The organism is Bacillus swezeyi (assembly GCF_030908325.1).
GTDB classification, from domain to species: Bacteria; Bacillota; Bacilli; order Bacillales; family Bacillaceae; genus Bacillus; species Bacillus swezeyi.
In genome coordinates this window covers 2,687,170-2,713,408 of record NZ_CP133085.1, presented here as the reverse complement: position 1 = coordinate 2,713,408, position 26,239 = coordinate 2,687,170, and the positions used below count along the sequence as shown (strand labels likewise).

At 45.4% G+C, this 26,239-nt stretch carries 39 protein-coding genes; 28 read left to right on the top strand and 11 right to left on the bottom strand.

Annotated elements, in window-relative coordinates:
• Window positions 1–125: 125 nt before the first annotated feature.
• The gene (locus RBH91_RS13485) at window positions 126–758 is read right to left on the bottom strand and encodes an esterase/lipase family protein (protein WP_076758581.1); all 633 of its coding nucleotides are present in this window, start codon (window positions 756–758) and stop codon (window positions 126–128) included.
• Between the two features lie 400 nt (window positions 759–1,158).
• Between RBH91_RS13485 and bla the strand changes: the two genes are divergently transcribed.
• The 4 genes from bla to RBH91_RS13465 all read left to right on the top strand — a co-directional run bounded on the left by bla (window position 1,159) and on the right by RBH91_RS13465 (window position 3,461).
• Window positions 1,159–2,073, top strand: a complete 915-nt coding sequence (bla, locus tag RBH91_RS13480) for a class A beta-lactamase (RefSeq protein ID WP_307891911.1) — start codon at window positions 1,159–1,161, stop codon at window positions 2,071–2,073.
• Window positions 2,074–2,152: 79 nt separating this feature from the next.
• Window positions 2,153–2,623 (top strand): GNAT family N-acetyltransferase, encoded by a 471-nt coding sequence (locus RBH91_RS13475; protein ID WP_307891910.1) that lies wholly within the window; start codon window positions 2,153–2,155, stop codon window positions 2,621–2,623.
• Window positions 2,624–2,634: 11 nt separating this feature from the next.
• Entirely contained in the window at window positions 2,635–3,009 is a 375-nt protein-coding gene (locus RBH91_RS13470; protein ID WP_307891909.1) for an antibiotic biosynthesis monooxygenase family protein, read from the top strand.
• Window positions 3,006–3,461, top strand: a complete 456-nt coding sequence (locus RBH91_RS13465; protein WP_307891908.1) for a GNAT family N-acetyltransferase — start codon at window positions 3,006–3,008, stop codon at window positions 3,459–3,461. Before RBH91_RS13470 ends, RBH91_RS13465 begins: the two co-directional genes overlap by 4 nt.
• 364 nt (window positions 3,462–3,825) lie before the next feature.
• On the opposite strand, the gene RBH91_RS13460 is transcribed toward RBH91_RS13465, so the two are convergent.
• Window positions 3,826–4,023, bottom strand: a complete 198-nt coding sequence (locus RBH91_RS13460; protein ID WP_076758589.1) for a CDGSH iron-sulfur domain-containing protein — start codon at window positions 4,021–4,023, stop codon at window positions 3,826–3,828.
• 112 nt (window positions 4,024–4,135) lie between these two features.
• Between RBH91_RS13460 and RBH91_RS13455 the strand changes: the two genes are divergently transcribed.
• Both RBH91_RS13455 and RBH91_RS13450 read left to right on the top strand, forming a co-directional pair.
• The gene (locus tag RBH91_RS13455; protein ID WP_307891907.1) at window positions 4,136–4,459 is read left to right on the top strand and encodes an iron-sulfur cluster biosynthesis family protein; all 324 of its coding nucleotides are present in this window, start codon (window positions 4,136–4,138) and stop codon (window positions 4,457–4,459) included.
• A 13-nt stretch (window positions 4,460–4,472) separates the two neighbouring features.
• Complete coding sequence (locus RBH91_RS13450; protein WP_076758596.1) at window positions 4,473–4,712, top strand: YqkC family protein; 240 nt, start codon at window positions 4,473–4,475, stop codon at window positions 4,710–4,712.
• 19 nt (window positions 4,713–4,731) lie between these two features.
• Here the strand turns inward: RBH91_RS13450 and RBH91_RS13445 are convergent, their stop codons facing one another.
• Window positions 4,732–5,661, bottom strand: coding sequence for an alpha/beta hydrolase (locus RBH91_RS13445; protein ID WP_307891906.1), 930 nt, complete (start codon window positions 5,659–5,661; stop codon window positions 4,732–4,734).
• A 153-nt stretch (window positions 5,662–5,814) separates the two neighbouring features.
• Here RBH91_RS13445 and RBH91_RS13440 point away from each other — a divergent pair, with 153 nt between their 5' ends.
• Window positions 5,815–6,045, top strand: a complete 231-nt coding sequence (locus tag RBH91_RS13440; RefSeq protein ID WP_076758600.1) for a YqkE family protein — start codon at window positions 5,815–5,817, stop codon at window positions 6,043–6,045.
• Window positions 6,046–6,083: 38 nt separating this feature from the next.
• Here the strand turns inward: RBH91_RS13440 and RBH91_RS13435 are convergent, their stop codons facing one another.
• From RBH91_RS13435 to mciZ, 4 genes are all read right to left on the bottom strand, one after another.
• Window positions 6,084–7,004: an aldo/keto reductase gene (locus RBH91_RS13435; RefSeq protein WP_076758603.1), complete on the bottom strand. Its 921-nt coding sequence runs from the start codon at window positions 7,002–7,004 to the stop codon at window positions 6,084–6,086.
• Window positions 7,005–7,124: 120 nt separating this feature from the next.
• Complete coding sequence (locus RBH91_RS13430) at window positions 7,125–7,475, bottom strand: DoxX family protein (RefSeq protein ID WP_307891905.1); 351 nt, start codon at window positions 7,473–7,475, stop codon at window positions 7,125–7,127.
• Between the two features lie 6 nt (window positions 7,476–7,481).
• Complete coding sequence (locus RBH91_RS13425) at window positions 7,482–8,114, bottom strand: TetR/AcrR family transcriptional regulator (protein ID WP_307894744.1); 633 nt, start codon at window positions 8,112–8,114, stop codon at window positions 7,482–7,484.
• A gap of 114 nt (window positions 8,115–8,228) precedes the next feature.
• Window positions 8,229–8,351 (bottom strand): Z-ring formation inhibitor MciZ, encoded by a 123-nt coding sequence (gene mciZ / locus RBH91_RS13420; RefSeq protein ID WP_076758611.1) that lies wholly within the window; start codon window positions 8,349–8,351, stop codon window positions 8,229–8,231.
• 77 nt (window positions 8,352–8,428) lie between these two features.
• Here mciZ and RBH91_RS13415 point away from each other — a divergent pair, with 77 nt between their 5' ends.
• The 4 genes from RBH91_RS13415 (at window position 8,429) to RBH91_RS13400 (ending at window position 11,545) form a co-directional block, all read left to right on the top strand.
• Window positions 8,429–8,986 carry an NUDIX domain-containing protein gene (locus RBH91_RS13415; RefSeq protein WP_307894743.1) on the top strand — a complete coding sequence of 186 codons (558 nt, stop codon included), beginning with the start codon at window positions 8,429–8,431 and terminating at the stop codon, window positions 8,984–8,986.
• Window positions 8,983–10,146, top strand: a complete 1,164-nt coding sequence (locus RBH91_RS13410; protein ID WP_307891904.1) for a TIGR00375 family protein — start codon at window positions 8,983–8,985, stop codon at window positions 10,144–10,146. Before RBH91_RS13415 ends, RBH91_RS13410 begins: the two co-directional genes overlap by 4 nt.
• Window positions 10,147–10,165: 19 nt before the next feature.
• Entirely contained in the window at window positions 10,166–10,609 is a 444-nt protein-coding gene (locus RBH91_RS13405) for a GNAT family N-acetyltransferase (protein ID WP_307891903.1), read from the top strand.
• Between the two features lie 129 nt (window positions 10,610–10,738).
• The gene (locus RBH91_RS13400; RefSeq protein ID WP_307891901.1) at window positions 10,739–11,545 is read left to right on the top strand and encodes a TylF/MycF family methyltransferase; all 807 of its coding nucleotides are present in this window, start codon (window positions 10,739–10,741) and stop codon (window positions 11,543–11,545) included.
• 18 nt (window positions 11,546–11,563) lie between these two features.
• Here the strand turns inward: RBH91_RS13400 and RBH91_RS13395 are convergent, their stop codons facing one another.
• The 4 genes from RBH91_RS13395 to RBH91_RS22710 form a co-directional block, all read right to left on the bottom strand.
• Complete coding sequence (locus tag RBH91_RS13395; RefSeq protein WP_307891900.1) at window positions 11,564–12,001, bottom strand: GNAT family N-acetyltransferase; 438 nt, start codon at window positions 11,999–12,001, stop codon at window positions 11,564–11,566.
• Between the two features lie 149 nt (window positions 12,002–12,150).
• Entirely contained in the window at window positions 12,151–12,687 is a 537-nt protein-coding gene (locus RBH91_RS13390; RefSeq protein ID WP_404802444.1) for a GNAT family N-acetyltransferase, read from the bottom strand.
• Between the two features lie 345 nt (window positions 12,688–13,032).
• Window positions 13,033–13,215 carry a hypothetical protein gene (locus tag RBH91_RS22715; RefSeq protein ID WP_404802443.1) on the bottom strand — a complete coding sequence of 61 codons (183 nt, stop codon included), beginning with the start codon at window positions 13,213–13,215 and terminating at the stop codon, window positions 13,033–13,035.
• Window positions 13,181–13,444: a cytosine permease gene (locus RBH91_RS22710; RefSeq protein ID WP_404802515.1), complete on the bottom strand. Its 264-nt coding sequence runs from the start codon at window positions 13,442–13,444 to the stop codon at window positions 13,181–13,183. The genes RBH91_RS22715 and RBH91_RS22710 overlap by 35 nt, the downstream gene beginning before the upstream one ends.
• 276 nt (window positions 13,445–13,720) lie before the next feature.
• Here RBH91_RS22710 and RBH91_RS13380 point away from each other — a divergent pair, with 276 nt between their 5' ends.
• The 17 genes from RBH91_RS13380 to spoVAE all read left to right on the top strand — a co-directional run bounded on the left by RBH91_RS13380 (window position 13,721) and on the right by spoVAE (window position 26,238).
• Window positions 13,721–14,020 carry a PTS sugar transporter subunit IIB gene (locus tag RBH91_RS13380; protein WP_076758628.1) on the top strand — a complete coding sequence of 100 codons (300 nt, stop codon included), beginning with the start codon at window positions 13,721–13,723 and terminating at the stop codon, window positions 14,018–14,020.
• A 28-nt stretch (window positions 14,021–14,048) separates the two neighbouring features.
• Window positions 14,049–15,380 carry a PTS sugar transporter subunit IIC gene (locus RBH91_RS13375; RefSeq protein ID WP_307894741.1) on the top strand — a complete coding sequence of 444 codons (1,332 nt, stop codon included), beginning with the start codon at window positions 14,049–14,051 and terminating at the stop codon, window positions 15,378–15,380.
• A 115-nt stretch (window positions 15,381–15,495) separates the two neighbouring features.
• Window positions 15,496–16,152, top strand: coding sequence for a stage II sporulation protein M (gene spoIIM, locus RBH91_RS13370; protein WP_076758631.1), 657 nt, complete (start codon window positions 15,496–15,498; stop codon window positions 16,150–16,152).
• 118 nt (window positions 16,153–16,270) lie between these two features.
• Window positions 16,271–16,720 carry a ferric iron uptake transcriptional regulator gene (gene fur, locus RBH91_RS13365; protein WP_076758635.1) on the top strand — a complete coding sequence of 150 codons (450 nt, stop codon included), beginning with the start codon at window positions 16,271–16,273 and terminating at the stop codon, window positions 16,718–16,720.
• Between the two features lie 121 nt (window positions 16,721–16,841).
• On the top strand, window positions 16,842–17,069 hold the full coding sequence (locus RBH91_RS13360; protein WP_223831562.1) for a YqzK family protein: 228 nt from the start codon (window positions 16,842–16,844) through the stop codon (window positions 17,067–17,069).
• A 6-nt stretch (window positions 17,070–17,075) separates the two neighbouring features.
• A complete protein-coding gene (gene xerD, locus RBH91_RS13355; protein ID WP_307891898.1) occupies window positions 17,076–17,966 on the top strand; it encodes a site-specific tyrosine recombinase XerD in 891 nt (296 codons plus the stop codon).
• Between the two features lie 208 nt (window positions 17,967–18,174).
• Window positions 18,175–19,359, top strand: coding sequence for a phosphopentomutase (gene deoB, locus RBH91_RS13350; protein WP_076758640.1), 1,185 nt, complete (start codon window positions 18,175–18,177; stop codon window positions 19,357–19,359).
• A gap of 20 nt (window positions 19,360–19,379) precedes the next feature.
• The gene (locus RBH91_RS13345; RefSeq protein WP_307894740.1) at window positions 19,380–20,186 is read left to right on the top strand and encodes a purine-nucleoside phosphorylase; all 807 of its coding nucleotides are present in this window, start codon (window positions 19,380–19,382) and stop codon (window positions 20,184–20,186) included.
• 156 nt (window positions 20,187–20,342) lie between these two features.
• Complete coding sequence (locus tag RBH91_RS13340; protein WP_307891897.1) at window positions 20,343–21,515, top strand: D-alanyl-D-alanine carboxypeptidase family protein; 1,173 nt, start codon at window positions 20,343–20,345, stop codon at window positions 21,513–21,515.
• A 93-nt stretch (window positions 21,516–21,608) separates the two neighbouring features.
• The gene (gene spoIIAA, locus RBH91_RS13335; protein WP_076758647.1) at window positions 21,609–21,962 is read left to right on the top strand and encodes an anti-sigma F factor antagonist; all 354 of its coding nucleotides are present in this window, start codon (window positions 21,609–21,611) and stop codon (window positions 21,960–21,962) included.
• The gene (gene spoIIAB / locus RBH91_RS13330) at window positions 21,959–22,399 is read left to right on the top strand and encodes an anti-sigma F factor (RefSeq protein WP_076758650.1); all 441 of its coding nucleotides are present in this window, start codon (window positions 21,959–21,961) and stop codon (window positions 22,397–22,399) included. Before spoIIAA ends, spoIIAB begins: the two co-directional genes overlap by 4 nt.
• A gap of 12 nt (window positions 22,400–22,411) precedes the next feature.
• Entirely contained in the window at window positions 22,412–23,179 is a 768-nt protein-coding gene (sigF, locus tag RBH91_RS13325) for an RNA polymerase sporulation sigma factor SigF (RefSeq protein ID WP_076758652.1), read from the top strand.
• A 176-nt stretch (window positions 23,180–23,355) separates the two neighbouring features.
• Window positions 23,356–23,976, top strand: coding sequence for a stage V sporulation protein AA (locus tag RBH91_RS13320; RefSeq protein ID WP_148957461.1), 621 nt, complete (start codon window positions 23,356–23,358; stop codon window positions 23,974–23,976).
• Window positions 23,966–24,391 carry a stage V sporulation protein AB gene (locus RBH91_RS13315; RefSeq protein WP_076758657.1) on the top strand — a complete coding sequence of 142 codons (426 nt, stop codon included), beginning with the start codon at window positions 23,966–23,968 and terminating at the stop codon, window positions 24,389–24,391. The genes RBH91_RS13320 and RBH91_RS13315 overlap by 11 nt, the downstream gene beginning before the upstream one ends.
• Before the next feature lie 13 nt (window positions 24,392–24,404).
• The gene (spoVAC, locus tag RBH91_RS13310; RefSeq protein ID WP_076758660.1) at window positions 24,405–24,854 is read left to right on the top strand and encodes a stage V sporulation protein AC; all 450 of its coding nucleotides are present in this window, start codon (window positions 24,405–24,407) and stop codon (window positions 24,852–24,854) included.
• Between the two features lie 12 nt (window positions 24,855–24,866).
• A complete protein-coding gene (gene spoVAD, locus RBH91_RS13305) occupies window positions 24,867–25,886 on the top strand; it encodes a stage V sporulation protein AD (protein WP_307891896.1) in 1,020 nt (339 codons plus the stop codon).
• Between the two features lies 1 nt (window position 25,887).
• A complete protein-coding gene (spoVAE, locus tag RBH91_RS13300; protein ID WP_307891895.1) occupies window positions 25,888–26,238 on the top strand; it encodes a stage V sporulation protein AE in 351 nt (116 codons plus the stop codon).
• Window position 26,239 lies beyond the last annotated feature (1 nt).

Sequence of the window (26,239 nt, the reverse complement as noted above, 5' to 3'; positions counted from 1 at the left end):
GTTTATTTAGAGTCCTTTTTATTTACATGACGCCAATGAACAGGGAGACAGGCTCTGTGCAAAAAAACATCTCTCTAAAAGGAAGTGAAACCTTGAAGAGGCTTGTCTCTCCAAGGTTTTTCACTTTAATTGGCATTTTGGCCGCCGCCGGTAAGACCCTCTTTGATCAGGGTATCCACTTTGCTGCTAAACAGAAGGCCGACATGGCTTACACCTGAAATTTGCACATTTTTAGCGCCGTCCAATTTGGACAGGCTGTTTAAGACGATGAAATCACTTGTGCTGTAGATGGAAGTGTACAAAATCTTTTGATGCGGATCGGTTCCCGGCAGTGCGGTGTTTGTAACCAAACGATTCGCCCCTCCGATCGTCACCACATTTCCAACCTTATCTCCGCCGTCCAGATGTTTAATATAATAGAGGGTATTGGCGCCGCCCATACTGTGGGCGACAATGTCCACTTTCTCTGCCCCCGTTTCTTTTAATACTTGTTTGACGTATTCAGATAATTTAGGACCGTTGTTTCTGTTGTTTCCGGTTTTATCCAAAAAATTGATGGTATAAAGCTCATTGCCTGACCATCCTTTAGATTGCAAATAGGTTTTAATTCCGATGAAATTGTAATCGGCTCCACCTATGCCATGCACCATGACAACAGGGTTTCGGGAAGCGGCAGCTGTTGAAGTCTGGAAGGCAAACACAGAAACAACAGACAGCATGCCAATCAATAAAATCGATAAAAATTGATGATGACGCATTATCTCTCCTCCTACATATCATAAATTCACAACGATAATTCTATAAAAGGAAAATATGAAAACGAAGTGCAAATTTATCTATTTTTCTGCCCGAAAAGAGAGCAGTATATGAAACAGCGATTTTTCCTTGCATACGAACGAACCCCTATCAAACAAGGGCGCTTTAGCTTTTTTCCGAAATCGCAAAATACTTGATTGATTGAATAAGAACTATGTACTTTATCCTATTACTTCACTGCCGTGGTGAAATGGTGGATGAAAAACAAAAAAAGTATAATAATAAAATGGGTGAGATTTCAGATTGATCACTCAGAAAGATTCGCATATTGATTGACTGTCATCCGTCCCGATTAGAGCCTCTTGGACCATTTATCAGAAAAACAAAGGAGGAGGAAGATTCATGCCGTCATTGAACAAGATTTTTAGTAAAACCATTGCCATTGTCATGCTGCTCTTATTTGCCGCGCTTGCCGGCTGTTCAGACGATCATTCCGATTCGGCTGCACAAAACAATCAAGAAACTGTAAACACGGGTGATTTTGCCAAACTTGAAGATCAATTTGATGCCAGACTCGGCGTCTTTGCATGGGATACCGGCACAAGCGAAACTATTGCTTATCGAGCAGATGAACGCTTTGCCTATGCGTCTACTCATAAAGCGTTAGCTGTCGGAGCCCTTCTGCAGAAGAAGTCAATAGCAGACTTAGACAAAAGAATCACCTATACGCGTGATGACCTTGTAAACTATAATCCGATTACAGAGAAGCACGTTGATACAGGAATGACTCTTAAAGAGCTTTGCGATGCTTCTCTAAGGTACAGCGACAATACTGCGGAGAATCTGATCCTTAAGCAGCTTGGCGGACCTGCCGGCTTAAAAAAATCACTCAGGGAGATTGGTGACAATGTGACCAACCCGGAGCGGTTTGAGCCGGAGCTGAATGAAGTGAAACCGGGAGAAACCCATGATACCAGCACCCCGAGAGCGCTTGCCGAAAGCCTCCAGACCTACACAATCGGAGACGCACTCCCAAAGGAGAAACGCAGCATGTTAATAGATTGGCTGAAGAGAAACACCACCGGAGATACATTAATTCGTGCAGGAGTGCCGAAAGGGTGGGAAGTAGCAGATAAAACTGGATCAGGCTCATATGGAACGCGAAATGACATTGCTGTTATTTGGCCGCCGAAAGGAGACCCGATTGTACTTGCCATACTTACCAGCCGCGACCAAAAAGACGCCGATTCTAATGATAAGCTGATTGCACAGGCAGCAAAGGAAGTCATTGAAACCTTTAAAGCGAGGTATAAGTAGAAGGAAACATGTTATGCGTTTGTCAAAACGTTTTTTGGCTCGCGGAGAAAATTCACTGATAAAGGGGAGTTTGCAAAGGATGAACATTCGTCATGCCGAACCTTCAGATTATGAAAAAGTTGCACCGGTTATTAACGATTGGTGGGGCGGAAGACAAATGAAAGATAAGCTGCCGAGGCTGTTTTTTAAACATTTTCAAAATACGAGTTTTATAGCTGAGGCAGACGAGAATTTGATCGGTTTTCTCACCGGCTTTTTATCGCAGACCAATCCGGCTGAATCGTATATTCATTTTGTCGGCGTCCATCCCGATTACAGAAAAGTCCAAGTTGGCAAGAAGCTTTATGAAGCCTTTTACCGCGAAGCGAAGAAGGCGGGGGGCAAGACGGTCCGCTGCATTACCTCGCCTGTCAACAAAGTATCGATCGCTTACCATCGGAAAATGGGATTTTCAATTGAAAAGGGAGATAAAGTTGTTGAAGGCGTTCCGGTATTTTCGAATTATGACGGGCTGAATCAAGATCGTGTGCTGTTTGTCAAAGAGCTGTGAAGGAAAGGGGAATGAAAATGATTTCCAAAACGCCGGAGCCGCCGTATTATGCGGCGATTTTTACATCTGTCAGAACATACGGAGATAATGGCTATAAAAAGGCGGCTGAAAAAATGCTAAAGCTCGCCGCAGAACAGCCCGGTTTTTTAGGAGCCGAAAGCGTGAGGGACCAGAACGGAAACGGAATAACGGTTTCCTATTGGGAAAGCCTTGAAGCGATTGAAAAATGGAAGTTTCACAGCGAACACCAGCAGGCGAAGGAAAAAGGCCGAAAAGAATGGTATTCTGACTTTGCCGTGCGCGTTGCAAAGGTAAAAGCCGCCCGGATTTCGGAGCGGACCGGCCATATCACGTCTGATGGCGTCAACGAAGAGGAAGCGCCGTGATTCACTTATTAAATCAAAAAGATTTGCACATGGCCCGCCGCATTTTAAAAGTTCAAAAGCCGGCTTATAAAAGAGAAGCGGAAATCATTCAATTTAAGGGTATCCCGCAGCTGAATGAAACGGTTTTTGATGTAATGGATTCCCGCGAAACGTTTATTGGCTGGTTTGAGGGGGAAGAATTAGCCGGAATCGCTTCTTTCACACATTCGGCCGAAAAACTGACAATCTGCAGGCTGGCCGTTCATCCCGCTCATTTTCGAAAAGGGATTGCTATGGCCCTGCTTCACTATGTATTAATGGAAGAGGAAGCGGAATCGATTGAAGTGACGACCGGAACGCACAATGAACCGGCAAAAGCGCTGTATCAAAAATTGGGGTTTTCTGAGATTGAGACATACGAGCCTGAAAAAGGGGTTGTTCTCTCAAGGTTTATGCTGCATGAACCAAGATAGGTTGAAGTCTTCTCCTATCGGCCGGAGTGGAGGGACGAGTTTTTCAAAGAAAAAACAACTTGAAATCCTTTACTAAGCTGAAGTCATTCAAGTCCGTCATATCGGGAAGCACGTCCATTCCGGGCATGAGCGCCAAACCTATCATTGATAGAATGCGTGATATCAGGCGGCATCTGCTGTTTTGGGACTATTTAATGTCCATCCCAAACGGGCGGAAGAATATGCAAAGCTGAAGATGAAGCTGGCGAAGATGTTTCCCTTCATCATAAAGGGCTATGTCGATACTGAATAAAAGAGGCTGAACGGCTGGCTGAGGAATGGGGCGAAACCGGGGAGGATAGATGATATCCCCGGCTCGCGTCTCTTAGGCCCTGACACAAGAGTCAAACGTTCCTTTATGGTTTCCGTCACAATAGGGCATTTTCAGCGATTGTCCGCATCTGCACAACGAAAAAGCCGCTTTTTTAGGAAATGGATTTCCCTCCATATCCATCAGTTCAACTTCTCCTGTGACTCGGAATCCGCCATTGTCCATCACTTTAATCTGCACTTTTTTAGACATCATCCCACCCCCGAATCTCTATATATGTATGTATAAAAGCGGGAAACAATGCGCTTTCGGCTGATCCTGTGATACAATGTCCGTAAACTAAACAAAAGAAGGATATGATATCATGCAGCTTGAAATAACCGAACAAGCGAGACAAGCCATTGAACAAGCGAAAGAGGCTTATCCTGATAAAAAAATCCAGCTTCGCTATGATTCCGAGGGTTGCGGGTGCGCGGTCAGCGGAGTTCCTGTCATTTGGCTGACCGACGAATTGTCGGGGAATTGCGAACCGCTTAAGACAAACGGGATTCCAATGTATATCCAGTCATCGCAAAAAGTCTTTTTTGATGAAGTGATGACCATTGACTATCATGAGAAAGCGGGTGCGCTGATGCTGAAAAGCCCGGCCCAGATGCTTTCTCCCAGAATGAGTATTTTAGTAAAATAGGGTGGCGTTCTTTTTGAATCAAAAGGTGAAATCTTTAAAACAAACCGCTCAAAACAAAACATGGGTATCGTTTTTAAATCAAAATCATCCATACAGCCTTCTCCATTGGTCTATCGGAGGAACAGAATCCGTCAAAAAGGATGTTTGGCTTCTTCAGGATGAAATGACCTTTGAAACAAAGGAATTTGATACGATTGAGAAGGCGATTGCCTGGATCGGCGAGAATATGAGCGATATTACGGATGTTCTGTAATCAAAAAAGCGAACGAGGCTTATCCCCGTTCGCTTTCTTTATGCTGGTCTGTGATATCCTGAAGAAAGTCCCGCACCGTTTTTTTATACCCTTCCCGGTTATGCGTATAGCTCATTGCGTGCGCCCCTTTTTCAGCGATATACAGTTTTTTCTTTCCGGTCTTTTTCTCGTAGAGCATTTCACTGGAATCAGCCGGAATATAGTCGTCATATTTGCTGTGGATGAACAGCACCGGTTTCTTGATCCGGGTGATGACAGACAGAGGAGAGACATCGCGAATCCGGTAGCCGTCCCGCCATTTCAAAAAGAGATTAGCAAGCGGCAGAATCAATGTTCCGGGAAGACGGAAATCCTCTTTCAGGCGGTAAATCAGCTGTTCTTCAAATGTGGCGAACGGACAGTCAGCTACATAAAAATCTGCGTCTTCGCCCGGCATGCCCGCATAGAGGAGCGTTGTCACGGCACCCATTGATTCGCCGTGAATGCCGATGAGCGCATCTTTTCCGTTTTTTTCTCTCAGCCAGTCCGCAACGGTTTTCAGGTCATGTTTTTCATAATAGCCATAGCTTGTCGTTTTTCCGCCGCTCATCCCGTGTCTTCGGTGGTCATAGATGACGGCATTCCAGCCCAGCTCCAGAAATAGATTCATATATTTGATCGAATTCAGCAAATTCATTGTGACCCCGTGGCAGATGATGATGGTATTTTTCGTCTGATGCGGGTGAACATAATACCCTTTAATATCGTATCCGTAAGGAGAATGCAGGCAGATCTCTTCTTTTGGAAGAGCCTCAAACGCCTCTTGCGCATAATGGCCTTCCGCCGTTTCCCGTTCAATAATGAATTGGTTTGTCCGCTGTTTAATATACATGATTTGATTCGTAAAAAAGATTCCGAGTGCAAAGAGAAACAGCAATACCGCTCCAAGCACACTAAGCCAAATGAACATCCTTCGTTTTCTTCCTTTCTCTAAAGCTTCTGTAGTCTATCTTAGCACATAAAAAGTTTAAAACACGTAAAAAGCTTTCATGCCTTCGGTTTGCCTGAACCCGGCGATTCCTGATAAACTATCATCACAAACAGGGAGAACGGAGGCCGTGCCGTGGGAAGGAAAAAATCAAAAAACGAGGACAAACAGCTGTTGAAAGATGCGCTCGCCGAAGATTTGAAACATAAGCTTCAGCAAATGAAAAGCGACTTAAAGGAAGAAGACGAAAAAAGAAAAGAGCGAGAGAAAGAGCGCTTCATCAAACAGAGAAAAGAAAAGGAAAAAAACAAAAGCTTTGAAGAACTGCTTAATGAAAGCGGACTCGACTGGCGACAATATAAATGACAAAGCACCGTTTCAATGAGACGGTGCTTTCCTTTGTCCTAGCCGCGATGGGCGGTGTACACATCGCGTTTCGTATAAAAACGCAGCGCTTTGATTTCCTGTTCTGTCAGCCGGCGGCCGCTGACTGACTTGATATTTTCCCGAAGCTGAGAGACTTTGCTCGCCCCAGGGATGACTGCACCGACAGCCGGCTGGGAAAGGATGTATTTCATCGCGGTTTCGGTTGCTGTCAGATCAGGCGCCGTTTTCTCGATATCCGCTTTTGTCTTGACGAGCTCGTCATAAGAATAAGATAAATAGCCGTTTTTCTTTATATTGGCGTTCGCCTGTGAGACGGGTCTTTCCGTGAGAAGGCCTTTTGCGAGCGGTCCCCTTGCAATCACGCTGATCCCGCGCTCTTCAAGGGAGGAAAGCCATTCCTCGGGACGGCGGTCCAAGAGACTGTATTGCATCATCACCGTGATGATGTTTGATTTTTTGGCATATTCTTTAATGACATTCGGGCGAATCGAAGAAATTCCGTAATAGCGGATGACACCTTCTTGTTTTAATTCTTCAAAAGCTTCAACCGTTTCATCGATATTGTCTTCGATCGTTCCGCCGTGAAGCTGGTAAAGATCGATATAGTCCGTCTGCAGGCGCTTTAAGCTGCGCTTGACAGCTTCCTTTATGTACGCTTTTGAAGGGTCCCAAAACCAGCCCGGCTTTCCTTCCTCCCAGCGGTTTCCCGCTTTTGTGGCGAGGATGATCTCATGGCGCCTCGATTTGATCGCTTCCCCGACAATTTCTTCATTCGTTCCAAAATCGTACAGGTCGGCAGTATCCAAATAATTGATGCCAAGCTCCAGCGCTTCATCCACAATCGATAATGCGTGCTGTTTTTCCGTGCCGAGAGACATACAGCCGAGGCCGACTTCGCTCACTTTTAAATCTGATTGTCCAAGCGTCCGTTTATTCATATCCTCACTCCTCCTTCTATGTATATTGAACGTAATACAAAGAAGCGAAGTTTTCAACTCATCGGCACTTTGACATTTGCTGTGAAACAAAGACCGGCCAAAAGATTGTTTCTTTATACGTTAGAAGTTTATTAACTCCCACATCGTGATGGCGATAGAGCATATGAAACAGAAAGCAGCAGGGACGGCCATAAAAAGTGATTGGCCGGCTCGAAACATGTGGGCATGAATCGCTCCTATCATGAGAATACAGAACAATACCCCTGATCCAACAGCGAAATACCGGTTCCAAATTCCCGCTGTCATGCCAAGCGCCCCAACGATTTCGAGACATCCTGTAACAGAAAGAAACCACAATGGATAGTCATAATGACGCCAGTGTTCTACTTGAAATGGAACGTGTAAAACCTTTATAACGCCTCCTGCCAACATAAAAGCTGCCAAACTCACTTTCATGAAAATAGATATCATCTGATCTCACTCCGTTTCTGAGGCTTGTCCGGGAATACTCTGATTCGGCAGCATTCCATGGATCAACAGGTCAACGACTTCTGCTGAGAGATTGGCCGGATCTTTTATTCCGGGCAATAAGTATAGATCTGTAAGGTGTATGATCATGCCGATCAGACATTCAGCAACGGTTTCCATTTCCAGTTCGGAACGAAAATAGCCCAACCGCTGCTCTGCTTCTAAGTTCTCCTTCAACGCCAGCGTAACATCTCTTTTCATTTGTTTAGCTTCTGGATTGAGAAAAAAACCGATGCGGGTTAAATCCGGATTCGCAGCCAGAAACTGAAAGACGGTTTCCACAGTTGCCAATACCCGTTTTGAAACATCTTTTCGTTTGTCGCCATTTTCTAAGCGGAATGATGTGATCAGCTCTCTTAAATGAGTGTGAAAATCAGCTATCAATTCCTCGAAGATGGCATCCTTGCTTGAAAAATAAAGATAAAAGGACGGCTGTGTCAGCCCTGCTCTTTTCATAATTGTACTGACCTTGGTGTCGTGAAATCCCCGAATCGCAAACTCGTTTGCGGCAGCTTCAAACAATCGCTTTCGGCTTTCCTTTGCGGGCCAAAGTGAATCGCCCCCTGAAAAATAATACTCGATAGTAATGTTACTCGCGAGTATTATTCCGATATGGTCCGATTTTTTGTCAACGCAAAGCTATTTCTACAGTTGAGGAAAAAGCGAGAGGATGTTTGCAGCAGCAGGCTCTTATTTTCATTCATATGAAATCCAATCTTTCACATATTGATATGTTCGGCCGTATTCCTTCAGCTTGGCGCGGATTTCCCAAGCCTTTCCCGATATCACGATTCTGTCTCGCAAACGGTAGACCTTCATGGCGACATCCCCCTCTCATGGTGTATGATAAAATGTATGGGATAAACAGCAGCAACAGAACTTAGGAGATGATCAAACTGAAGCATTTAGAGGAGAAAACCATATCAAAAGAAAAGCTCTTTTCAGGAAAGGTAATTGATCTTTACCTTGAAGATGTCGAACTCCCGAACGGTAAAACAAGCAAGCGGGAAATTGTGAAACATCCCGGCGCTGTGGCGGTGCTGGCGCTGACTGATGACGAAAACATCATCTTGGTCAAACAGTATAGAAAGGCGCTTGAGCGGACAATTGTTGAAATTCCGGCAGGCAAGCTTGAAAAAGGGGAGAAGCCTGAATATACTGCATTGCGGGAGCTTGAAGAAGAAACTGGATATACGGCGGCTGAGCTTAAAAAAATCACCGCTTTTTATACATCTCCGGGGTTTGCCGACGAATTGGTGCATCTGTATTTGGCGGAGCAGCTGACCCCTCTTGATGAAAAGCGCGAACTTGATGAGGACGAATTTGTAGAAGTAATGGAGGTGCCGCTTGCCGATGCACTGAAGCTGATGGAAAGCCAGGATATTTATGATGCGAAGACGGCTTATGCCATTCAGTATCTGGAGCTGCAGAGAGCTATGCAAGCAAAGAAATGAAAGAAATATTCGCAGACATGCACATCCATATCGGGCAAACCGAATCAGGAAGGCCTGTTAAAATAACGGCGGCGAAAACATTGATGCTTGATGAGATTTTAATTGAAGCAAGCGAACACAAAGGGATGGGGCTGATCGGCATTATTGACTGCCATTCGCCCGAGGTGCTGGCCGAAATTGAAAAAGGGATCTCAACAGGCCGTTATACAGAGCTTGAGGACGGCGGAATCAAATATAAAGAAACCGTTCTGCTGTGCGGGGCCGAATTGGAAATTTATGATGACAGGTGCCGGGGTCCGATTCACGTCTTGGCATTTATGCCGACGATCGACAAAATGAAGCGATTCTCTGCATGGCTTTCCGAAAGAGTGACAAATATACATCTCAGCTCACAGCGCATCTATGAGACGGGGATCCGGCTTCAGCAGAAAGTCAAAGAACTCGGAGGGCTATTTATTCCCGCCCACATTTTCACCCCGCATAAAAGCCTGTATGGAAAAGGCGTCAAGTTTTCCTTGAAAGAGGTGTTTGACGAGCCGATGATTGACGCGGTCGAACTTGGGCTGAGCAGTGACACGGATATGGCGTCACATGTGGCAGAACTGAATCCTTACGCTTTTCTGACCAATTCGGACGCCCATTCTCTTGGGAAAATCGGCAGGGAATATAATCAACTGCTGCTCAAGCATGCGAGCTTTAAAGAATTCTCGCTCGCTTTAAAAGGCGAAGCTGGCCGCGGCATTTCCGCCAATTATGGGATGAATCCGCTGCTGGGCAAGTATTATCAGACCGCTTGTGAAAAATGCGGCCGTCTGAAAGAAAATGAGGACACGACATGCAAAACGTGCGGCAGCTCAAAATTTACAAAAGGGGTCAGCACCCGTTTAAAAGAGCTCTACGATCAAGACATAAGCCCTGTCCAACGGCCGCCATACGTCCACCAGGTGCCGCTTCAGCTGATACCGGGCATCGGACCGAAAACGATTCAGAAGCTGAAGCAGGCATTTGGAACTGAGATGAACATTCTTCATCATGTGAAGGAAGACGACCTTCTTGGCATGCTTCGGCCGCAAACGGCAGAGCTCCTTATCAAGGCGAGAAAAGGAGACATGCAATTAAAAGCCGGAGGAGGCGGGACCTACGGAAAAGTACAGAAGTAAAAGGGGCTGAAGAAAAGGGATGGAGTGGAAACTGAAATCGTATGAGGAATTATCTAAAGAAGAGCTATATCGAATCATAAAGCTGAGAATAGACGTCTTTATCGTCGAACAAAACTGTCCATATCAAGAGCTTGATGATATGGATGAAAAGGCGCATCATTTATTTTTAGATCAAGAAGGAGAAATCTCGGCGTATTGCAGGCTGTTTTCAAGCGGTGTGGTTGGTAAGGAGGCGTCAATCGGCCGGGTGATCGTCCGCAAACAGGACAGAGGCAAGGGCTGGGCAAAGACGCTTCTTGAAAAAGCGCTCGGCTTTTTGGAAAGCGAATGGGGAGAGACGGCGGTCAAGATCAGCGCCCAGGACTATCTGCGCTCTTTTTACGGTTTATTCGGATTTAAGGAAGTATCAGAAGTCTATTTGGAAGACGGCATTCCACATGTTGACATGGTCAAGACTCCTTGAACGGAAAACTGAAATAAGAAACCCCCTTTGGAATAAAAGGGGGTTTTTGGATTGAATAACCAGAACCTGTCATTCGTATCGCTCATAAGATGCTAAAGAAAATGTTGAGCACAGGAGGCTTTTAATGATATGGAACAGGCTAAGCAAATGTATTTGGAGTTATTAAAGAAAGCGATCCTGTTTGAAATTTGGCAGGAGCATGAAAGATATTTCCCAATTTCTGCACCGGTCCCGGAGTCACTGCAAAAACAAATCGGATTAAACAATTTAAGAATCGTCCGCTATGTGATTCCTGATCCCGAGTCCCGCAGAGCGGGAATAGATAAGCCGCCAATTGCACACAGTATGATCGGTCGTGTGCGCATGGACAATTTGCAAATGTGTATGGAAACGGTTTTAAAAGAAAACATCGCGGGAGACTTTATTGAAACAGGTGTATGGCGGGGCGGTGCTTGTATCTTTATGAAAGGCTTCTTGAAAGTACATGAAGTCGATGACCGCACAGTATGGGCGGCCGATTCATTCGACGGTCTGCCGGCGCCAAACATCGAAAAATATCCTCAGGACATAGGAGACCGCCACTATAAGGTTGATTTTCTGAAAGTGTCACTTGAGGAAGTGCAAAATAACTTTAAAAAGTACGATTTGCTCGATGAGAACGTTCAATTTTTGAAGGGTTGGTTTAAGGACACGCTGCCTGACGCTCCTATTGATCAACTCGCCATTTTACGGCTTGACGGCGATATGTATGAATCAACAATGGATAGCCTCTCAAACTTATATGATAAAGTATCAAAGGGCGGTTTTGTCATTATTGATGATTTCACGCTAAAGGGATGCCGCGCGGCTGTGCTTGATTTCCTTAAAGAACATCACCTTGATGAGTCTGTACTTGTTCCGATCGACCCTTATTCAGTCTATTGGCGAAAACCATAAAAAAATAGATTCACTCCTTCATCTGTTAAGTGCGGGCAGGCTAAAAAATGGCTGCGTATATACAAGTATCCCTGTATTCCGTAAAACCGCTTCGAGCTGAAAACCGAGGCGCTCAGCCATTTTTCTGCTTTTCAGATTCAGGCTGTCACAGCATATTTCAAGCCGTTTTGTATTGAGATGTCGTCTGGCGAAATCAATAAGCCCTTGCAGCGCTTCTGTCATATATCCCTGTCCCGCAAATTCGAAATGGCACCAATAGCCGATTTGAAACCGTTTCGCTTCCCATTTCATCCGGAGAAGGCCGGTGCACCCGATCCATTCCCCTGTTTCTTTATGGAAGATACGCATCCTCAGGTCTTTCCGCAAAATAAAATCAGCCTGCGCCTGTCTGGCGTTGATTTCAGTTTCTTCCGCCGTTGGAAGCTCTCTGGCAAATAGCATCCAGGATTTAAGCACAGGCAAAGATGTTCGAATGGCATCATCACGGCCGCTCCGTCGTCTGCCCGCGGAGAAAAAGACGCTCGGTTTTAAAGCTGTCCGGAAAATCCAACAGTATCGGATTCATACGGATTCCCTCCGGGTATTTTGGCTATCATCATATGACTTCATTCATGACATCTTCCCATCACAATCGTGTTATAGTACTTGCCGTCAGAAAGGAGCTTGTCTTTTTTTAAGATGCCTTCTATTTCAAAGCCTTGCTGTTGATACAGTTTGATCGCTCTCTCATTTGTTTCTAAAACACACAGCGTCATTTTTTTTATTCCGGTGGAATCAGCCCAAAAAATAGATTCTTTTAAAAGGTTTCTTCCAATGCTGTATCCCCAAACATCTTTTAATACGCATACGCCAAACTCTATTTTATGAGAGGTGCGTTTTAACTCATTGCCTTCACATCTTGAAAATCCGACAATCCGGTCGTGAACAGCCGCTACTAAAAAGAAGCTTCTTTGATGTTCACGGTCTTTTTTAATCAGCTCTTCAAAACCTTTTGCATCTATAAAAGCTTCTCCCTTTTCTCTATCTAAATGTTCTGTCTCGCCATCAATTTGCAATCTTAAAGCAGACAATTCTTTTGCATCTTGTTCAAGGGCGGGTCTGACAGTGAAGCTCATTCCTTTTACATAAAAGCGTTTTTTCATTATCAGGGTATACTCCATTCATAGTGATATTCATTCAAAAAAAGCGGCACCAATAGGAGTCTATCATATACTTTAACTTCCGCATCATCCATCTATATAGAAAAAATAACGAACAGCGATCAACATTCGATTCGCTGTCCATTTCCATCTGATAAAATTCCCGGATGTGAATTAATCGGGCCGATGCCTCCTGCGATATCGAGCGCCCGCCAGACCATGCCGCCAAGACGAGATAAACAAGGGGACCAGCCCAGACTTCAAGTTTTCGAGTCGGCTCCATGCCGGGGTGAAGGACGAGGAGGTGCCCAAAAGAAAATAAATGATAAAAGGCCTGATAAATGAAGGCTAAACAGGTTCCAATTCCCCGCCTATGTCTTTCAAGCCGCTCCACACATTTAAAAGCAGGATGTTCATCCGCCGTACTTCCCGCAAAAGTTTGAATGCCAAACCAAACCGCATGACAGCGGCAAAACCGTGAAGAAACGCCGGGATATTAGCCCCGTAAATGGCGAAAGAAGATCTGATCAATCCGGGAAAAGGAACGCCGTATTTCGCCTAAACATCGCCATTTTAGCGCAAGGGTGATGCAGAGCACGAGTGAAGCGGCGGCGATAATGCCTAATATCTGCCATGGCGAGAGCCCGATCGGAATGAACCCGCCTACCTTTGTACAGTCTGGGGTATTATGGATGTGACCTGTCCGAATCGATGCAAAATTGCTCGCTTGCCAGGTGCGCTCCTTAGGCGCTAAAGGCATTAAATCTTTGTTGCTGAGTATATTTTCTCCTTTCATGTCAGCTCCCAGCAATGATAACTTTCAGACAAACTAAACAATTTTTTTCGGCGTTTATGGAGGCTGGCTAAGACAGAAGGGTCAGTGAAAAAGCCGAAACAAAAATATTAGCTTTTTATGAAACAGTTGTCTATTTCCTTCATAGGATAAAAGACCGGGATGACGCTTTCCTGAAATATAATGAAAGCGTTTTCTGAAGTGGGTAGCCGGCAGCTAAAAACATGAGGAGGGACTTGAAAATTGAAAAAAATAGTATTGGTTTGTGCCGCAGGTATGTCGACGAGTCTGCTTGTCAGCAGAATGAAAAAACATGCAGAGGTGATGAAGGAAGATGTCGAAATCATCGCATTGCCTGTTTCTGAAGCGGGAAGTGTCGCCTCTGAAGCGGATGTCATTCTGTTAGGTCCGCAAGTCAGGTATCAAAAATCCCAGGTTGAATCAATCGCGGGAGACATTCCGGTTGAAGTGATCGATATGCGCAGCTACGGAACAATGAACGGCGAAGCCGTGCTGGAGACAGCTTTGCAGCTTATAAAATAAAAGGGGGAGGTCAGTTTTGAGCGGATTCATGGAGAAATTTGAACGGACCGTTGAGAGGTTTTTAGTTCCGGTTGCGGCAAAGCTGAATTCACAGCGGCACATATGTGCGATTAGAGATGCTTTTATTTTATCATTTCCGATTATTATGGCAGGATCTATCATCATCTTGTTAAACTTTGCCATCCTATCGCCGGACGGGTTTATCGCTAACATCTTATTCCTTGACAAACTGTTTCTGAATTTGGCCGATTATCAGGCGGTCTTCACTCCTGTGTTGCGGGGATCGCTTGAGATTATGTCCATATTTGTCGTGTTTCTTGTTGCGCGCAATTTAGCCATCTCAATGAAAGCCGACGAACTTTTGGCAGGTTTGACGGCTGTCTCCTGCTACTTCATTATTTATTCGCCGTATCGCCTGATCGAAAACGAGAGCTTTTTAGCGATGAAATGGCTCGGGGCTCAAGGGCTGTTTGTCGCTTTAATCATCGGCATCATTGTCGGTGAAGTGTTCAGCAGGCTCTCAAACGCGAAGCGTCTGCAGATTCATATGCCACCGCAGGTGCCGCCAGCAGTTGCCCGGACGTTTAAAGTTCTGTTCCCGATTATCTTCATCACCATCGGCTTTGCCATTTTGAGCTTTGCGCTGATGTCCTTGACGAAAAATGGACTTCATGAACTGATTTATACCGTTTTGCAAGCGCCTTTAAGAGATATGGGGACAAATATTTTTACGGTTGTCTTTCTCGGCATCGTCGCCAATTTTTTATGGCTGTTCGGCATTCATGGCCCTAATACGATAGCCGCCATCAGAGAGACGATTTTTGCTGAAGCCAACCTTGAAAATCTCGCTTTTGTGGCGAAGACGGGGTCTGCCTGGAATGCTCCTTTCCCGGAAACGTGGGCCCTCAATGACGCATTTGCGAATTACGGGGGCTCAGGTATGACGCTTGGGCTCTTGATTGCGATCTTTATCGCTTCAAAGCGCCGCGATTATAAAGACATCGGCAAGCTCTCGATCGGTCCGGGCATATTTAATATTAATGAACCCGTCATTTTCGGGCTGCCGGTCGTGTTGAACCCCATCTTTATGATCCCCTTTATCATCGTGCCGGCAGTGAATACGGTCGTCGGGTATTTGTTTATCAAATTTCAGATCATTCCGCCGATCGCCTATGCCGTTCCGTGGACGACTCCAGGTCCGCTGATTCCGTTTCTCGGCACAGGAGGGAACTGGATCGCGCTTGCTGTCGGGTTTCTCTGTCTCGCCATTTCCACGGTAATCTATCTTCCGTTTGTGATGGCTGCCAATAAGACGGCGAATATAGACAAGGAACAGTCTTTGGAAAATAGAGAGTCATGAAGCTGTTAGGGAGGCGCTTTTTACGGGCGCCTTCCTTTTTTTAAAAAAAGTCATGCCGCTCTCTTTTCTCTCATACAATCTATTAAAATCAAAAGCACGCCTGGGAGGAAGGTACATGCGGAAGCCCACAATGAAAGAACTGATATTTCAGCATATGAAAGACCATCTGTCGATCTATTTATTTGTTTCTGTGTTATTTTTAATGGGTGTGATTTTCGGCGCGGTGATCGTCAACAGTATGACGATCAGCCAAAAAGAAGATTTATTTTATTATTTAAACCGATTTTTTGGACAGCTATCAGAGGGGAAAGCGGCAGGCTCAAAGGAAATGTTTGGGCAGAGCTTTCTTCATAATATGAAATATTTAGGTTTAATGTGGATTCTCGGCATCTCGATCATCGGGCTGCCCGTCATTTTTATCATGGTCTTTTTAAAAGGGATCGTCGTCGGATTTACAGTCGGTTTTTTAGTCAATCAAATGGGAATCAACGGTTTTCTTCTGTCTTTTGTATCCGTGCTCCCGCAGAATGTCCTGTTGATCCCGGCTTACCTGATCATGGGCACATGTGCAATTGCTTTTTCACTAAGGCTCATCCGCCAGCTCTTTGTCAAACGCAGCCTGTCGGAAGCGCCGATACAATGGTTCGGAAGGTATGCGTTCGTACTCGTCCTGATTCTCGCAATGGCTCTTGCATCCTCTTTCATAGAAGCTTATCTTTCACCGCTGTTTATGGAAAAACTGACAGATTATATATTGCCGAAACAGCATTAATTTAAAATGATTATTAAAAGATATTCATTTTGTTTATCAATTTATAATGATTATAGTTGGCTCTCTGCGCTCGTTTTGTTATAATAAGCTAGGTAATGCGGCGTAGGAGGGAAAGCCAATGGAAAACCGTATTGATCGAATTAAAAAACAATTGCATTCTTCCAGCTATAAACTCACCCCTCAGCGCGAGGCTACTGTAAGGGTGCTGCTTGAGAATGAGGAAGACCATTTAAGCGCAGAAGATGTATACCTCCTCGTAAAAGAGAAATCTCCTGAGATTGGTCTTGCAACGGTATATCGGACTCTTGAATTGTTAACTGAACTAAAAGTAGTGGATAAAATCAACTTTGGCGACGGTGTGTCAAGATATGACCTCCGCAAAGAAGGAGCTGCCCATTTCCATCACCATTTAGTGTGCATGGAATGCGGATCAGTCGTTGAAATTGAAGAAGACTTGCTTGAAGATGTTGAAGATATCATTGAAAAGGATTGGAAATTTAAAATAAAAGACCACAGGCTGACATTTCATGGCATCTGCCATAACTGCCAGGAAAAAGAAGCGGAATAGACCGGATTAGAGAGAACCCTTTCATTGCTTGAGCGGGTTCTTTTTTGATTCACACGTATAAAACTTGTCTCATTTGGCATAAGTTTTAGTAATTGAATCAAAAGAAGGGACGGTGAAAACAGTGATGAAAATGCTGAAAACGGCTGGCGATATGATCAAGGTGTTTGTGCTGTTTACCGGTTTTACCGTCTTGTTTTATTATGCTATGATATGGATAAATTCTGAGTATGAAGACTATCATCGGTATGATAAACCTGAAGGAGCCGCCCTTAAGGTCGCCTCGATGGAAGGGGACGAACAGGGCAGCTGGTTTGACCGGTTAATCTTTTTTTATTTGAACGGGGAGTAGGATAGCGTGAAAGTTCATATTAAAGATTTTATCCACTATGCCGTTGTTGAACGGGGGCTGTCCCATAACACGGTTGTGAGCTATGAACGGGATTTGAACAGCTATGCCGCCTATTTAGAGAAAACAGAAGGTCTGGATTCTCTCAATCAAGTGACGAGGCTGCACATCATCCAGTTTTTAAAGCATTTGAAAGACGCCGGAAAATCCGGAAAAACAATCGCCAGACATCTTGCTTCCATCCGCGCCTTTCACCAGTTTCTGCTGAGAGAAAAAGTGACGGCTCAAGATCCGTCCGTCCATATTGAATCACAAAAAACGGAGCGGACGCTTCCGAAAGTTTTGTCATTGCAGGAGGTGGAAACCCTTCTGGACACCCCGAAGCTGACCAGTCCGTTCGGCTACCGGGATAAAGCGATGCTGGAATTATTGTATGCGACGGGGATTCGCGTCAGCGAGATGATCGAATTGAAGCTGTCTGACGTCCACTTGTCCATGGGGTTTATCCGCTGCTTCGGAAAGGGAAGAAAAGAGCGAATCGTCCCGCTTGGCGAAGCGGCATCCCATGCGGTCGGAGAATATCTCTCAAAGGCGAGGGCCAAGCTGCTTAAGAAAAACACAGAGGACGCTCTGTTTCTGAATCACCACGGCAGACAGATCAGCCGTCAGGGATTTTGGAAAAACTTAAAGAAAATCGCCTTGGAAGCGGGGATCAAAAAAGAGCTGACTCCCCATACATTAAGGCACTCATTTGCGACGCATCTTTTGGAAAACGGAGCCGATCTCCGGGCCGTTCAGGAAATGCTCGGCCATGCCGACATTTCGACGACGCAAATCTATACACATGTGACGAAAACGAGGCTGAAAGACGTCTATAAGCAGTATCATCCCCGGGCATAGGCCGCGCGAAGCCAAAGCGCGGTTTTTCATTTGCCGGCAAAGAGATGTGACATGCTTAAATTGCGGGAAGTTTCTCACTATTTCCGTTCGTATTGTCAACCGTTGTGTAAACGGTTTATACTTGGCTAATAGCGGTATTTTGGTTTTTTTATGCCAAATGTGACAGCCTAAAGATCAATCATATGAAAGAAAAAAAGGAGGCCATCAAATGCCTGCATATCATTACAACCGCGTGTTTTTAATCGTTATGGATTCTGTCGGTATCGGCGAAGCGCCCGACGCTGAAAAGTTTAATGACAAAGGCGCGGATACATTGGGCCACATTGCCGAACATATGGGGGGCATCAGCCTGCCGAACATGGCGAAGCTCGGGCTCAGCAACATCCGTGAAATCAAAGGAGTGCAAGAGACAGACCAGCCGCTTGCCTATTATGGCAAAATGAAAGAAGCCTCAAATGGAAAAGATACGATGACCGGCCATTGGGAAATCATGGGGCTTTACATAGACAAACCATTCCGGGTATTCCCCGAAGGTTTTCCAGACGAATTGATCAATGAGCTTGAAAAGAGATCAGGAAGAAAAGTGATTGGAAACAAGCCTGCTTCAGGTACAGCGATATTGGATGAACTTGGAGCAGAACATATGGAAACCGGTGCGCTTATCGTCTACACGTCAGCCGACTCCGTTTTGCAGATTGCTGCACATGAAGAAGTGGTGCCTCTTGAAGAACTCTACAAGATCTGTGAAATCGCGCGCGAGCTCACCCTTGATGAAAAATATATGGTCGGACGCGTCATTGCACGGCCGTTTGTCGGAAAGCCGGGCGAATTTAAACGGACGCCGAACCGGCATGACTACGCGCTAAAACCGTTTGACAGAACCGTGATGAATGAACTGAAAGATGACAGCTTAGATGTCATAGCCATCGGAAAAATCTCCGATATCTACGACGGCGAAGGAATTACCGAATCGCTCAGAACAACATCGAACATGGATGGGATGGACAAACTGATTCAAACGCTTGACCAGGACTTTACAGGCATCAGCTTTGTGAACCTCGTTGATTTTGACGCGCTGTTCGGACACCGCCGCGATCCTGAAGGGTACGGGAAAGCGCTTGAAGAATTCGATGCAAGGCTTCCGGAGGTATTTGAAAAAATGCGGGAGGATGATTTGCTCATCATCACCGCCGATCATGGAAATGATCCTATTCACCACGGAACGGATCATACAAGGGAATATGTTCCGCTCCTCGTTTACAGCAAAAAACATGAAAACGCGGCAGAACTTCCGCTCGCTGATACATTTGCGGATATCGGAGCGACGATCGCCGACAATTTTAAAACGAAAATGCCGAATTACGGAAAAAGCTTTTTATCCCTGCTTAAATAGGAGGAAACGACGTGAAACAGATGATTGCAAATGCCGCTCAATATGTCAAAAGCAAGACAGAACACAAACCGGCAGTCGGCTTGATTTTGGGGTCAGGCCTCGGTGTGCTCGCTGAAGAAATTCAAGAAGCCGTTCACATTAAATACGAAGATATCCCCGACTTTCCGGTCTCTACTGTCGAAGGCCACGCCGGGCAGCTTGTCATCGGCAGACTTGAAAATGTTCAAGTCATTGCGATGCAAGGCCGTTTTCATTTTTATGAAGGCTATTCGCTCGATAAGGTTACATTCCCTGTCAGGGTGATGAAAGAGCTTGGCGTCTCGACTTTAATCGTCACGAATGCTGCAGGGGGCGTGAATGAGTCTTTCCGTCCCGGCGACTTGATGGTCATCTCAGATCACATCAACTATATGGGAACAAACCCGCTGATCGGTCCGAATGATTCAGCGCTTGGCGTCAGATTTCCAGACATGTCGTCCGCTTATGATAAAGAACTTCGTCATCTGGCGAAACAAACGGCCGAAGAATTGAACATCAGCGTGCAAGAAGGCGTGTATACAGCGGTTTCCGGTCCGTCATATGAAACACCGGCAGAGGTCCGTTTTCTCAGAACGATCGGTACTGACGCCGTCGGAATGTCAACCGTTCCTGAAGTGATTGTCGCAAGGCATTCAGGGCTTCGGGTGCTCGGCATCTCCTGCATTTCAAATGCGGCAGCCGGGATCTTGGATCAGCCGCTGTCACATGATGAAGTCATGGAAGTAACCGAAAAAGTGAAATCCGACTTTTTGCGATTTGTCAAATCAGCAGTAGCGAAAATCGGTTAAATCGGATAAACCGCCAATATAAGCCAATGTAAGTTCAAGCCAGAGCTTACATTGGCTTTTTCTTTTATGTTTTACGAGGAATTTTTTCCAATTGATCCGTATAAATCCATTTAATTTGGAAAAAATAGAAAGGATTACGAAATGGAGGTCTGGGTGATGAAACGTCATTTATCCAAATTGCTGATTTTTACGATAATCCTTATGACAGCGCCATCCGCGTTTGCGAAAGAAAGTGAAAAGAAATCCTCTGAGCTTGCTCATGAAGCGAAATCTGCCGTTCTGATCGAGCGGGACACCGGAAAGGTGATGTATGACAAAAACAGCCATGAGAAGCTTCCCCCGGCCAGCATGACAAAGGTGATGACCATGCTGCTTGTCATGGAAGCCCTTGATAAAGGCAAGATTCAAATGAAAGATAAAGTCAGAACAAGCGAGTACGCTGCATCAATGGGCGGTTCACAGATCTTTCTTGAACCAGGCGAAGAAATGACCGTTGAAGAGATGTTAAAAGGGATCGCCATCGGATCTGGAAACGATGCTTCTGTTGCGATGGCAGAGCACATTGCCGGATCTGAAGAGGAGTTTGTCAAAAGGATGAATGAAAAAGCAGCTGAGCTTGGTCTGAAAGATACATCCTTTAAAAACACGACGGGGCTCCCTGAAGAAGGACATTACAGCACAGCCTACGACATGGCCCTCATGGCGAAAGAGCTCTTAAAATATGAAAGAATCACGAAGTTTACGGGAACGTATGAAGACTATCTGAGAGAAAATACCGATAAAAAATTCTGGCTTGTCAATACAAACAGGCTGATCAAATTTTATCCGGGAGTCGACGGGGTCAAAACAGGATTTACAAATGAAGCCAAGTACTGTTTGACGGCTTCGGCGAAAAAAGGAAACATGCGCGTGATCGCCGTCGTATTCGGCGCCAGCACACCGAAGGAACGGAATACGCAAATCACCAAAATGCTTGATTACGCGTTCAGCCAATATGAAACACATCCGATGTATAAGCGTAATGAAGTCATTTCAGAATTAAAGGTCAATAAAGGCCGCCATCAGAAAATCAATCTCGTGACATCAGAACCAATTTCTCTTTTGACGAAAAAAGGTGAAAATATGGAATCTGTCAAAAAAGAGATCAAACAGAAAGAAGATATCCATGCTCCTGTCAAAAAAGGCACCGAGCTCGGGACGCTCGTATTGAAAAAGGATGGGAAGGTGCTGCATGAAAGCCCTCTTGTCGCAGAAAAAGACATGGATAAAGCGGGGATGTGGACATTGTTTAAACGGACGATGACAAATTGGACAAAGTGGAGTGAATAATGCCGAACGATCACTAGTTTTGTCATGGTGAAGGAATTTATAAAGTTTAAATCGAAACACTCATTATCCGATTTAAATCAAGGAGGAATGAGGATGAGCCTCGGAATCGATTTTAACGTCAAAGAATCCGTGCTTTGCGTTCGGTTAACAGGTGAACTTGATCACCATACAGCTGAAACCTTGAGAAAACAAGTCAGTGATCATTTGGAACAGTACGACATTTGCCACATTGTCTTGAATCTTGAAGACCTTTCGTTTATGGACAGTTCAGGACTTGGCGTCGTGCTGGGCAGATATAAGGAAATTAAGCAGCTGGGCGGAGAAATGATCGTCTGTGCGATTTCTCCTGCCGTCAAACGCCTATTTGATATGTCGGGTCTGTTTAAAATCATCCGTCTTGAACAATCAGAGCAGCATGCTCTGGAAACACTGGGGGTGGCGTCATGAAAAATGAAATGAACATTCAGTTTTCAGCGCTCAGCCAAAATGAATCATTTGCCCGGGTGACAGTTGCCGCTTTCATCGCACAGCTAGACCCGACAATGGATGAATTGACCGAAATTAAAACGGTTGTGTCAGAAGCGGTGACGAACGCGATCATCCACGGCTATGAAAACTCCGGGGAAGGGAATGTATATATTTCCGTTACCCTTGAAGACCATATCGTCTTTTTAACGATTCGTGATGAAGGAATCGGCATCACGGACTTGGAGGAGGCTCGCGAACCGCTGTTCACGACAAAGCCTGAACTTGAAAGGTCTGGAATGGGATTTACAATTATGGAAAATTTCATGGATGATATCACGATAGATTCCTCACCTGAGATGGGAACCACAATACACTTAACAAAGCACTTATCAAAAAGCAAAGCGCTTTGCAATTAAGGGAGATTTGTTATGGATGTGGAGGTTAAAAAAGAAAACCAGAACACTCAGCTTAAAGACCATGAGGTTAAAGAACTCATAAAAAACAGCCAGAACGGCGATCAAAGAGCAAGGGACCTCCTCATAGAAAAAAACATGCGTCTTGTTTGGTCTGTCGTTCAGCGTTTTTTGAACAGGGGCTATGAACCTGATGATCTTTTCCAAATCGGCTGCATCGGGCTCTTGAAATCGGTTGACAAATTCGATCTGTCCTATGATGTACGATTTTCCACCTATGCCGTTCCGATGATCATCGGAGAAATTCAGCGGTTTATCAGGGATGACGGGACAGTTAAAGTCAGCCGATCGCTAAAGGAACTCGGCAATAAAATCAGAAGGGCAAAAGACGAGCTTTCAAAGTCAAACGGGCGGATTCCGACCATACAGGAAATCGCCGACCATCTGGACATCAGTTCTGAAGAGGTCGTGATGGCCCAGGAAGCGGTTCGCTCTCCTTCGTCCATTCATGAAACCGTTTATGAAAACGACGGAGATCCGATTACACTTCTCGACCAGATCGCCGATCAGTCTGAGGACAAATGGTTCGATAAAATCGCTCTGAAGGAAGCCATCAAAGACCTGGATGAACGGGAAAAGCTGATCGTTTATTTACGATACTACAAGGACAAGACGCAATCTGAAGTAGCCGATCGACTCGGCATCTCGCAAGTCCAAGTCTCAAGGCTTGAGAAAAAAATCTTAAAGCAGATCAAAAACGAGATGGACCATTCAGAAAACTGAGACTGCCAAAAACGGCAGCCTCAGCTTCTAAATACCGCTGATCGGTTGAAGCCGGACTCGCTTGACGAGCCGGCTTTTTCCGCGTGTGGTAATTTATGGTCTTTCACAGCTCGCTGAATGATAAATGAGATCAACCTCATACTACAACTATAACCATCATATAGGAAGTGATCCAGATGGAACGTCAAGTTTTTATTAGACTTCGCCACCGGCTCGAGGCAGATCCAGATGAATTGATCAGACTCGGACATCTCGCACAGGTGGCGGGGGATCGCCGGTTTAAAGAAAAGCTTGAACAGCTGCCTGTGTACCAGGTAAGCAAATCGGATCAAAGCATGGTCGTATTGGATGTAATGAAGGTTATTGAAACTATACATAAATCGTTTCCAGACCTTGATGTCCAGACCGTCGGCGGTTCCGAAACCATCGTGGAGATCCAATATCCAAAACGAGGCTTATCTCCTGTTCTGTTCATCTCTGTCTGGCTGCTTTTGTTTGTCGGGGCAGGTCTTGCCGTGATGAACTTTCATGAAGATGTCAGCATGAGGGAAGTGCACATCCTGCTCTATGAAATGGTGACGGGAAAAGTAAACCGCTATCCTTACCTTCTGCAAGTTCCGTACAGCATTGGACTGGGGCTGGGCATGATTTTGTTTTTTAATCACTTATTTAAAAAACGCTTTAACGAGGAACCAAGCCCCCTTGAAGTTGAGATGTTCAAATATCAGCTCGATTTGGATCAATATGTGGCCATGAACGAAAATAAAGAAACGACAAAAGATATTCATGATCATTAGCACGCTGTTTATCATCTTTCTCGGCCTTGCAGGAGGCGTCGCAGTAGGATCGGGATTTGTCGCTTTCCTCACGGTGCTTGGCATTATCCCGAGGCTGACTCAGCTCACCAAAACGGGGGCGTTTATCCAGGCGTACGAATGGGCTGTCATTTTGGGCGCAGTTTTCGGAGGATGGGAATCGCTGAATTTAAGCCGGTTTTTTTTATCGAAATGGGTGCTGATTCCAATCGGTCTTCTGGCGGGCGTCTTTATCGGAATGCTTGCGGCGGCGCTTACAGAGGTGCTGAATGTATTGCCGATTTTGGCAAAGCGAATCGGCATGGGAGACAGGATATTAATTCTTTTGATGGCCATCGTTTTCGGAAAGATTCTCGGATCGCTGTTTCAATGGCTTATTTTTGTTCATCTGTCATAAAAGGAGGATTATGATGTCAGGTTTAAAAGATAATTATCAGTCAAAAGTAAAGGTGTACCAGCCTTCCCCGCCTTACTTCCTCAATTGTGTAAAAGCTTTTCTTGTCGGGGGGCTGATCTGCACGATCGGTCAGGCGTTTCAAAATTTTTATATGGCCGTATTTCATTTTGATGAAAAAACGGCGGGAAACCCTACGGTTGCCACTCTTATCTTATTATCGGCTCTTTTGACAGGGCTGGGCGTCTACGACAGGATCGGACAGTTTGCAGGCGCGGGTTCGGCCGTACCGGTTACAGGGTTTGCCAATAGCATGACGAGTGCAGCGCTCGAGCACAAAAGCGAAGGATACGTCCTCGGAGTGGGAACGAATATGTTTAAGCTGGCCGGAAATGTCATCGTCTTCGGTGTCGTGGCCGCTTATATTGTAGGAATGATCCGCTATGCTTTTGACAAGCTGTTTTAGGAGGAAAACATCATGAAAATTAAGGGAAAACAAACATGGGAGTTCCAAAATCCGCTGTTTGTTAATTCGAGCGGAACAGCGGTCGGCCCCAAGGAAAAGCAAGGTCCTTTAGGACATTTATTTGATAAGACATATGATGAAATGCACTGCAACCAGAAAAACTGGGAGATGGCTGAGCGCAAATTGATGGAGGATGCGATTCAGAGTGCATTGTCCAAACAAAATCTTAAAAAAGAAGACATCGATATATTTTTAGCAGGCGACCTGCTCAATCAAAATGTCACAGCCAATTATGTGGCGAGGCACTTAAAAATTCCTTTTCTTTGCTTGTTTGGGGCATGCTCGACTTCGATGGAATCGATCGCCATCAGTTCGGCATTGATTGACGGAGGCTTTGCAAAACGTGCGCTGGCGGCGACAAGCAGCCATAATGCGACGGCTGAAAGGCAATTTCGCTATCCGACAGAATACGGCGGGCAAAAACCGGACACCGCGACTTCGACCGTAACCGGAAGCGGGGCGGTTGTGCTCAGCCAGCAGCCAAGCGGAATTCAAATCACTAGCGCAACAGTCGGGAGAGTCATTGATCTCGGAATCACAGATTCACAGGACATGGGATCGGCAATGGCGCCTGCCGCTGCGGATACGATTAAACAGCATTTGCAAGACCTGGGGCGCACCCCTGATGATTATGATTTAATTTTGACTGGAGATCTCTCGGGCGTCGGCAGCCCGATTGTCAAGGACCTTTTAAAAGAAGAAGGGATCAACATCGGGACGAAACATAATGATTGCGGGCTGATGATCTATACCCCTGATCAGCAGGTATTTGCAGGAGGAAGCGGCTGCGCTTGTTCGGCTGTCGTTACATTTGCCCATATCTTTAAAGAAATGGAAGCGGGAAGGCTCAACAGGGTGCTTGTCGTAGCGACCGGAGCACTTCTGAGCCCAACCATCATACAGCAAAATGAATCGATTCCATGTATCGCGCACGGCGTCGTGTTTGAACGATCCGAAAGGGGGAACGGGTAATATGGAGTATGTCATTGCATTTATTGCGGGCGGCTTAATTTGTGTTATCGGCCAGCTGCTGCTTGATGTATTTAAAATGACGCCGGGCCACGTTATGTCCACCTTTGTCGTTTCAGGAGCGATCCTGGACGGCTTCGGCATCTACGACAGATTTATCGATTTTGCCGGGGCTGGTGCAACGGTGCCGATCGTCAGCTTCGGACACTCCCTTTTGCACGGAGCAATGCATCAGGCTGACAAACACGGCTTTATCGGAATCGGAATGGGAATATTTGAATTGACATCTGCCGGTATTTCTTCCGCCATTTTATTCGCTTTTCTTGTTGCCGTGATTTTTAAACCGAAAGGATAAA

Coding starts and splice junctions, on each gene's coding strand:
- RBH91_RS22710 (WP_404802515.1), bottom strand. CDS start 13,444: ATGCCTTTAGCGCCTAAGGAGCGCACCTGGCAAGCGAGCAATTTTGCA.
- sigF (WP_076758652.1), top strand. CDS start 22,412: ATGGATGTGGAGGTTAAAAAAGAAAACCAGAACACTCAGCTTAAAGAC.
- RBH91_RS13470 (WP_307891909.1), top strand. CDS start 2,635: ATGAAAATGATTTCCAAAACGCCGGAGCCGCCGTATTATGCGGCGATT.
- RBH91_RS13315 (WP_076758657.1), top strand. CDS start 23,966: ATGATCATTAGCACGCTGTTTATCATCTTTCTCGGCCTTGCAGGAGGC.
- RBH91_RS13485 (WP_076758581.1), bottom strand. CDS start 758: ATGCGTCATCATCAATTTTTATCGATTTTATTGATTGGCATGCTGTCT.
- RBH91_RS13375 (WP_307894741.1), top strand. CDS start 14,049: ATGGAGAAATTTGAACGGACCGTTGAGAGGTTTTTAGTTCCGGTTGCG.
- RBH91_RS13435 (WP_076758603.1), bottom strand. CDS start 7,004: ATGAATAAACGGACGCTTGGACAATCAGATTTAAAAGTGAGCGAAGTC.
- RBH91_RS13460 (WP_076758589.1), bottom strand. CDS start 4,023: ATGTCTAAAAAAGTGCAGATTAAAGTGATGGACAATGGCGGATTCCGA.
- bla (WP_307891911.1), top strand. CDS start 1,159: ATGCCGTCATTGAACAAGATTTTTAGTAAAACCATTGCCATTGTCATG.
- RBH91_RS13410 (WP_307891904.1), top strand. CDS start 8,983: ATGAAAGAAATATTCGCAGACATGCACATCCATATCGGGCAAACCGAA.
- RBH91_RS13455 (WP_307891907.1), top strand. CDS start 4,136: ATGCAGCTTGAAATAACCGAACAAGCGAGACAAGCCATTGAACAAGCG.
- RBH91_RS13345 (WP_307894740.1), top strand. CDS start 19,380: ATGATTGCAAATGCCGCTCAATATGTCAAAAGCAAGACAGAACACAAA.
- RBH91_RS13430 (WP_307891905.1), bottom strand. CDS start 7,475: ATGATATCTATTTTCATGAAAGTGAGTTTGGCAGCTTTTATGTTGGCA.
- RBH91_RS13320 (WP_148957461.1), top strand. CDS start 23,356: ATGGAACGTCAAGTTTTTATTAGACTTCGCCACCGGCTCGAGGCAGAT.
- spoVAC (WP_076758660.1), top strand. CDS start 24,405: ATGTCAGGTTTAAAAGATAATTATCAGTCAAAAGTAAAGGTGTACCAG.
- fur (WP_076758635.1), top strand. CDS start 16,271: ATGGAAAACCGTATTGATCGAATTAAAAAACAATTGCATTCTTCCAGC.
- spoIIM (WP_076758631.1), top strand. CDS start 15,496: ATGCGGAAGCCCACAATGAAAGAACTGATATTTCAGCATATGAAAGAC.
- mciZ (WP_076758611.1), bottom strand. CDS start 8,351: ATGAAGGTCTACCGTTTGCGAGACAGAATCGTGATATCGGGAAAGGCT.
- spoIIAB (WP_076758650.1), top strand. CDS start 21,959: ATGAAAAATGAAATGAACATTCAGTTTTCAGCGCTCAGCCAAAATGAA.
- RBH91_RS13405 (WP_307891903.1), top strand. CDS start 10,166: ATGGAGTGGAAACTGAAATCGTATGAGGAATTATCTAAAGAAGAGCTA.
- RBH91_RS13475 (WP_307891910.1), top strand. CDS start 2,153: ATGAACATTCGTCATGCCGAACCTTCAGATTATGAAAAAGTTGCACCG.
- spoVAE (WP_307891895.1), top strand. CDS start 25,888: ATGGAGTATGTCATTGCATTTATTGCGGGCGGCTTAATTTGTGTTATC.
- RBH91_RS13340 (WP_307891897.1), top strand. CDS start 20,343: ATGAAACGTCATTTATCCAAATTGCTGATTTTTACGATAATCCTTATG.
- RBH91_RS13445 (WP_307891906.1), bottom strand. CDS start 5,661: ATGTTCATTTGGCTTAGTGTGCTTGGAGCGGTATTGCTGTTTCTCTTT.
- RBH91_RS13390 (WP_404802444.1), bottom strand. CDS start 12,687: ATGAAAAAACGCTTTTATGTAAAAGGAATGAGCTTCACTGTCAGACCC.
- spoVAD (WP_307891896.1), top strand. CDS start 24,867: ATGAAAATTAAGGGAAAACAAACATGGGAGTTCCAAAATCCGCTGTTT.
- deoB (WP_076758640.1), top strand. CDS start 18,175: ATGCCTGCATATCATTACAACCGCGTGTTTTTAATCGTTATGGATTCT.
- RBH91_RS13400 (WP_307891901.1), top strand. CDS start 10,739: ATGGAACAGGCTAAGCAAATGTATTTGGAGTTATTAAAGAAAGCGATC.
- spoIIAA (WP_076758647.1), top strand. CDS start 21,609: ATGAGCCTCGGAATCGATTTTAACGTCAAAGAATCCGTGCTTTGCGTT.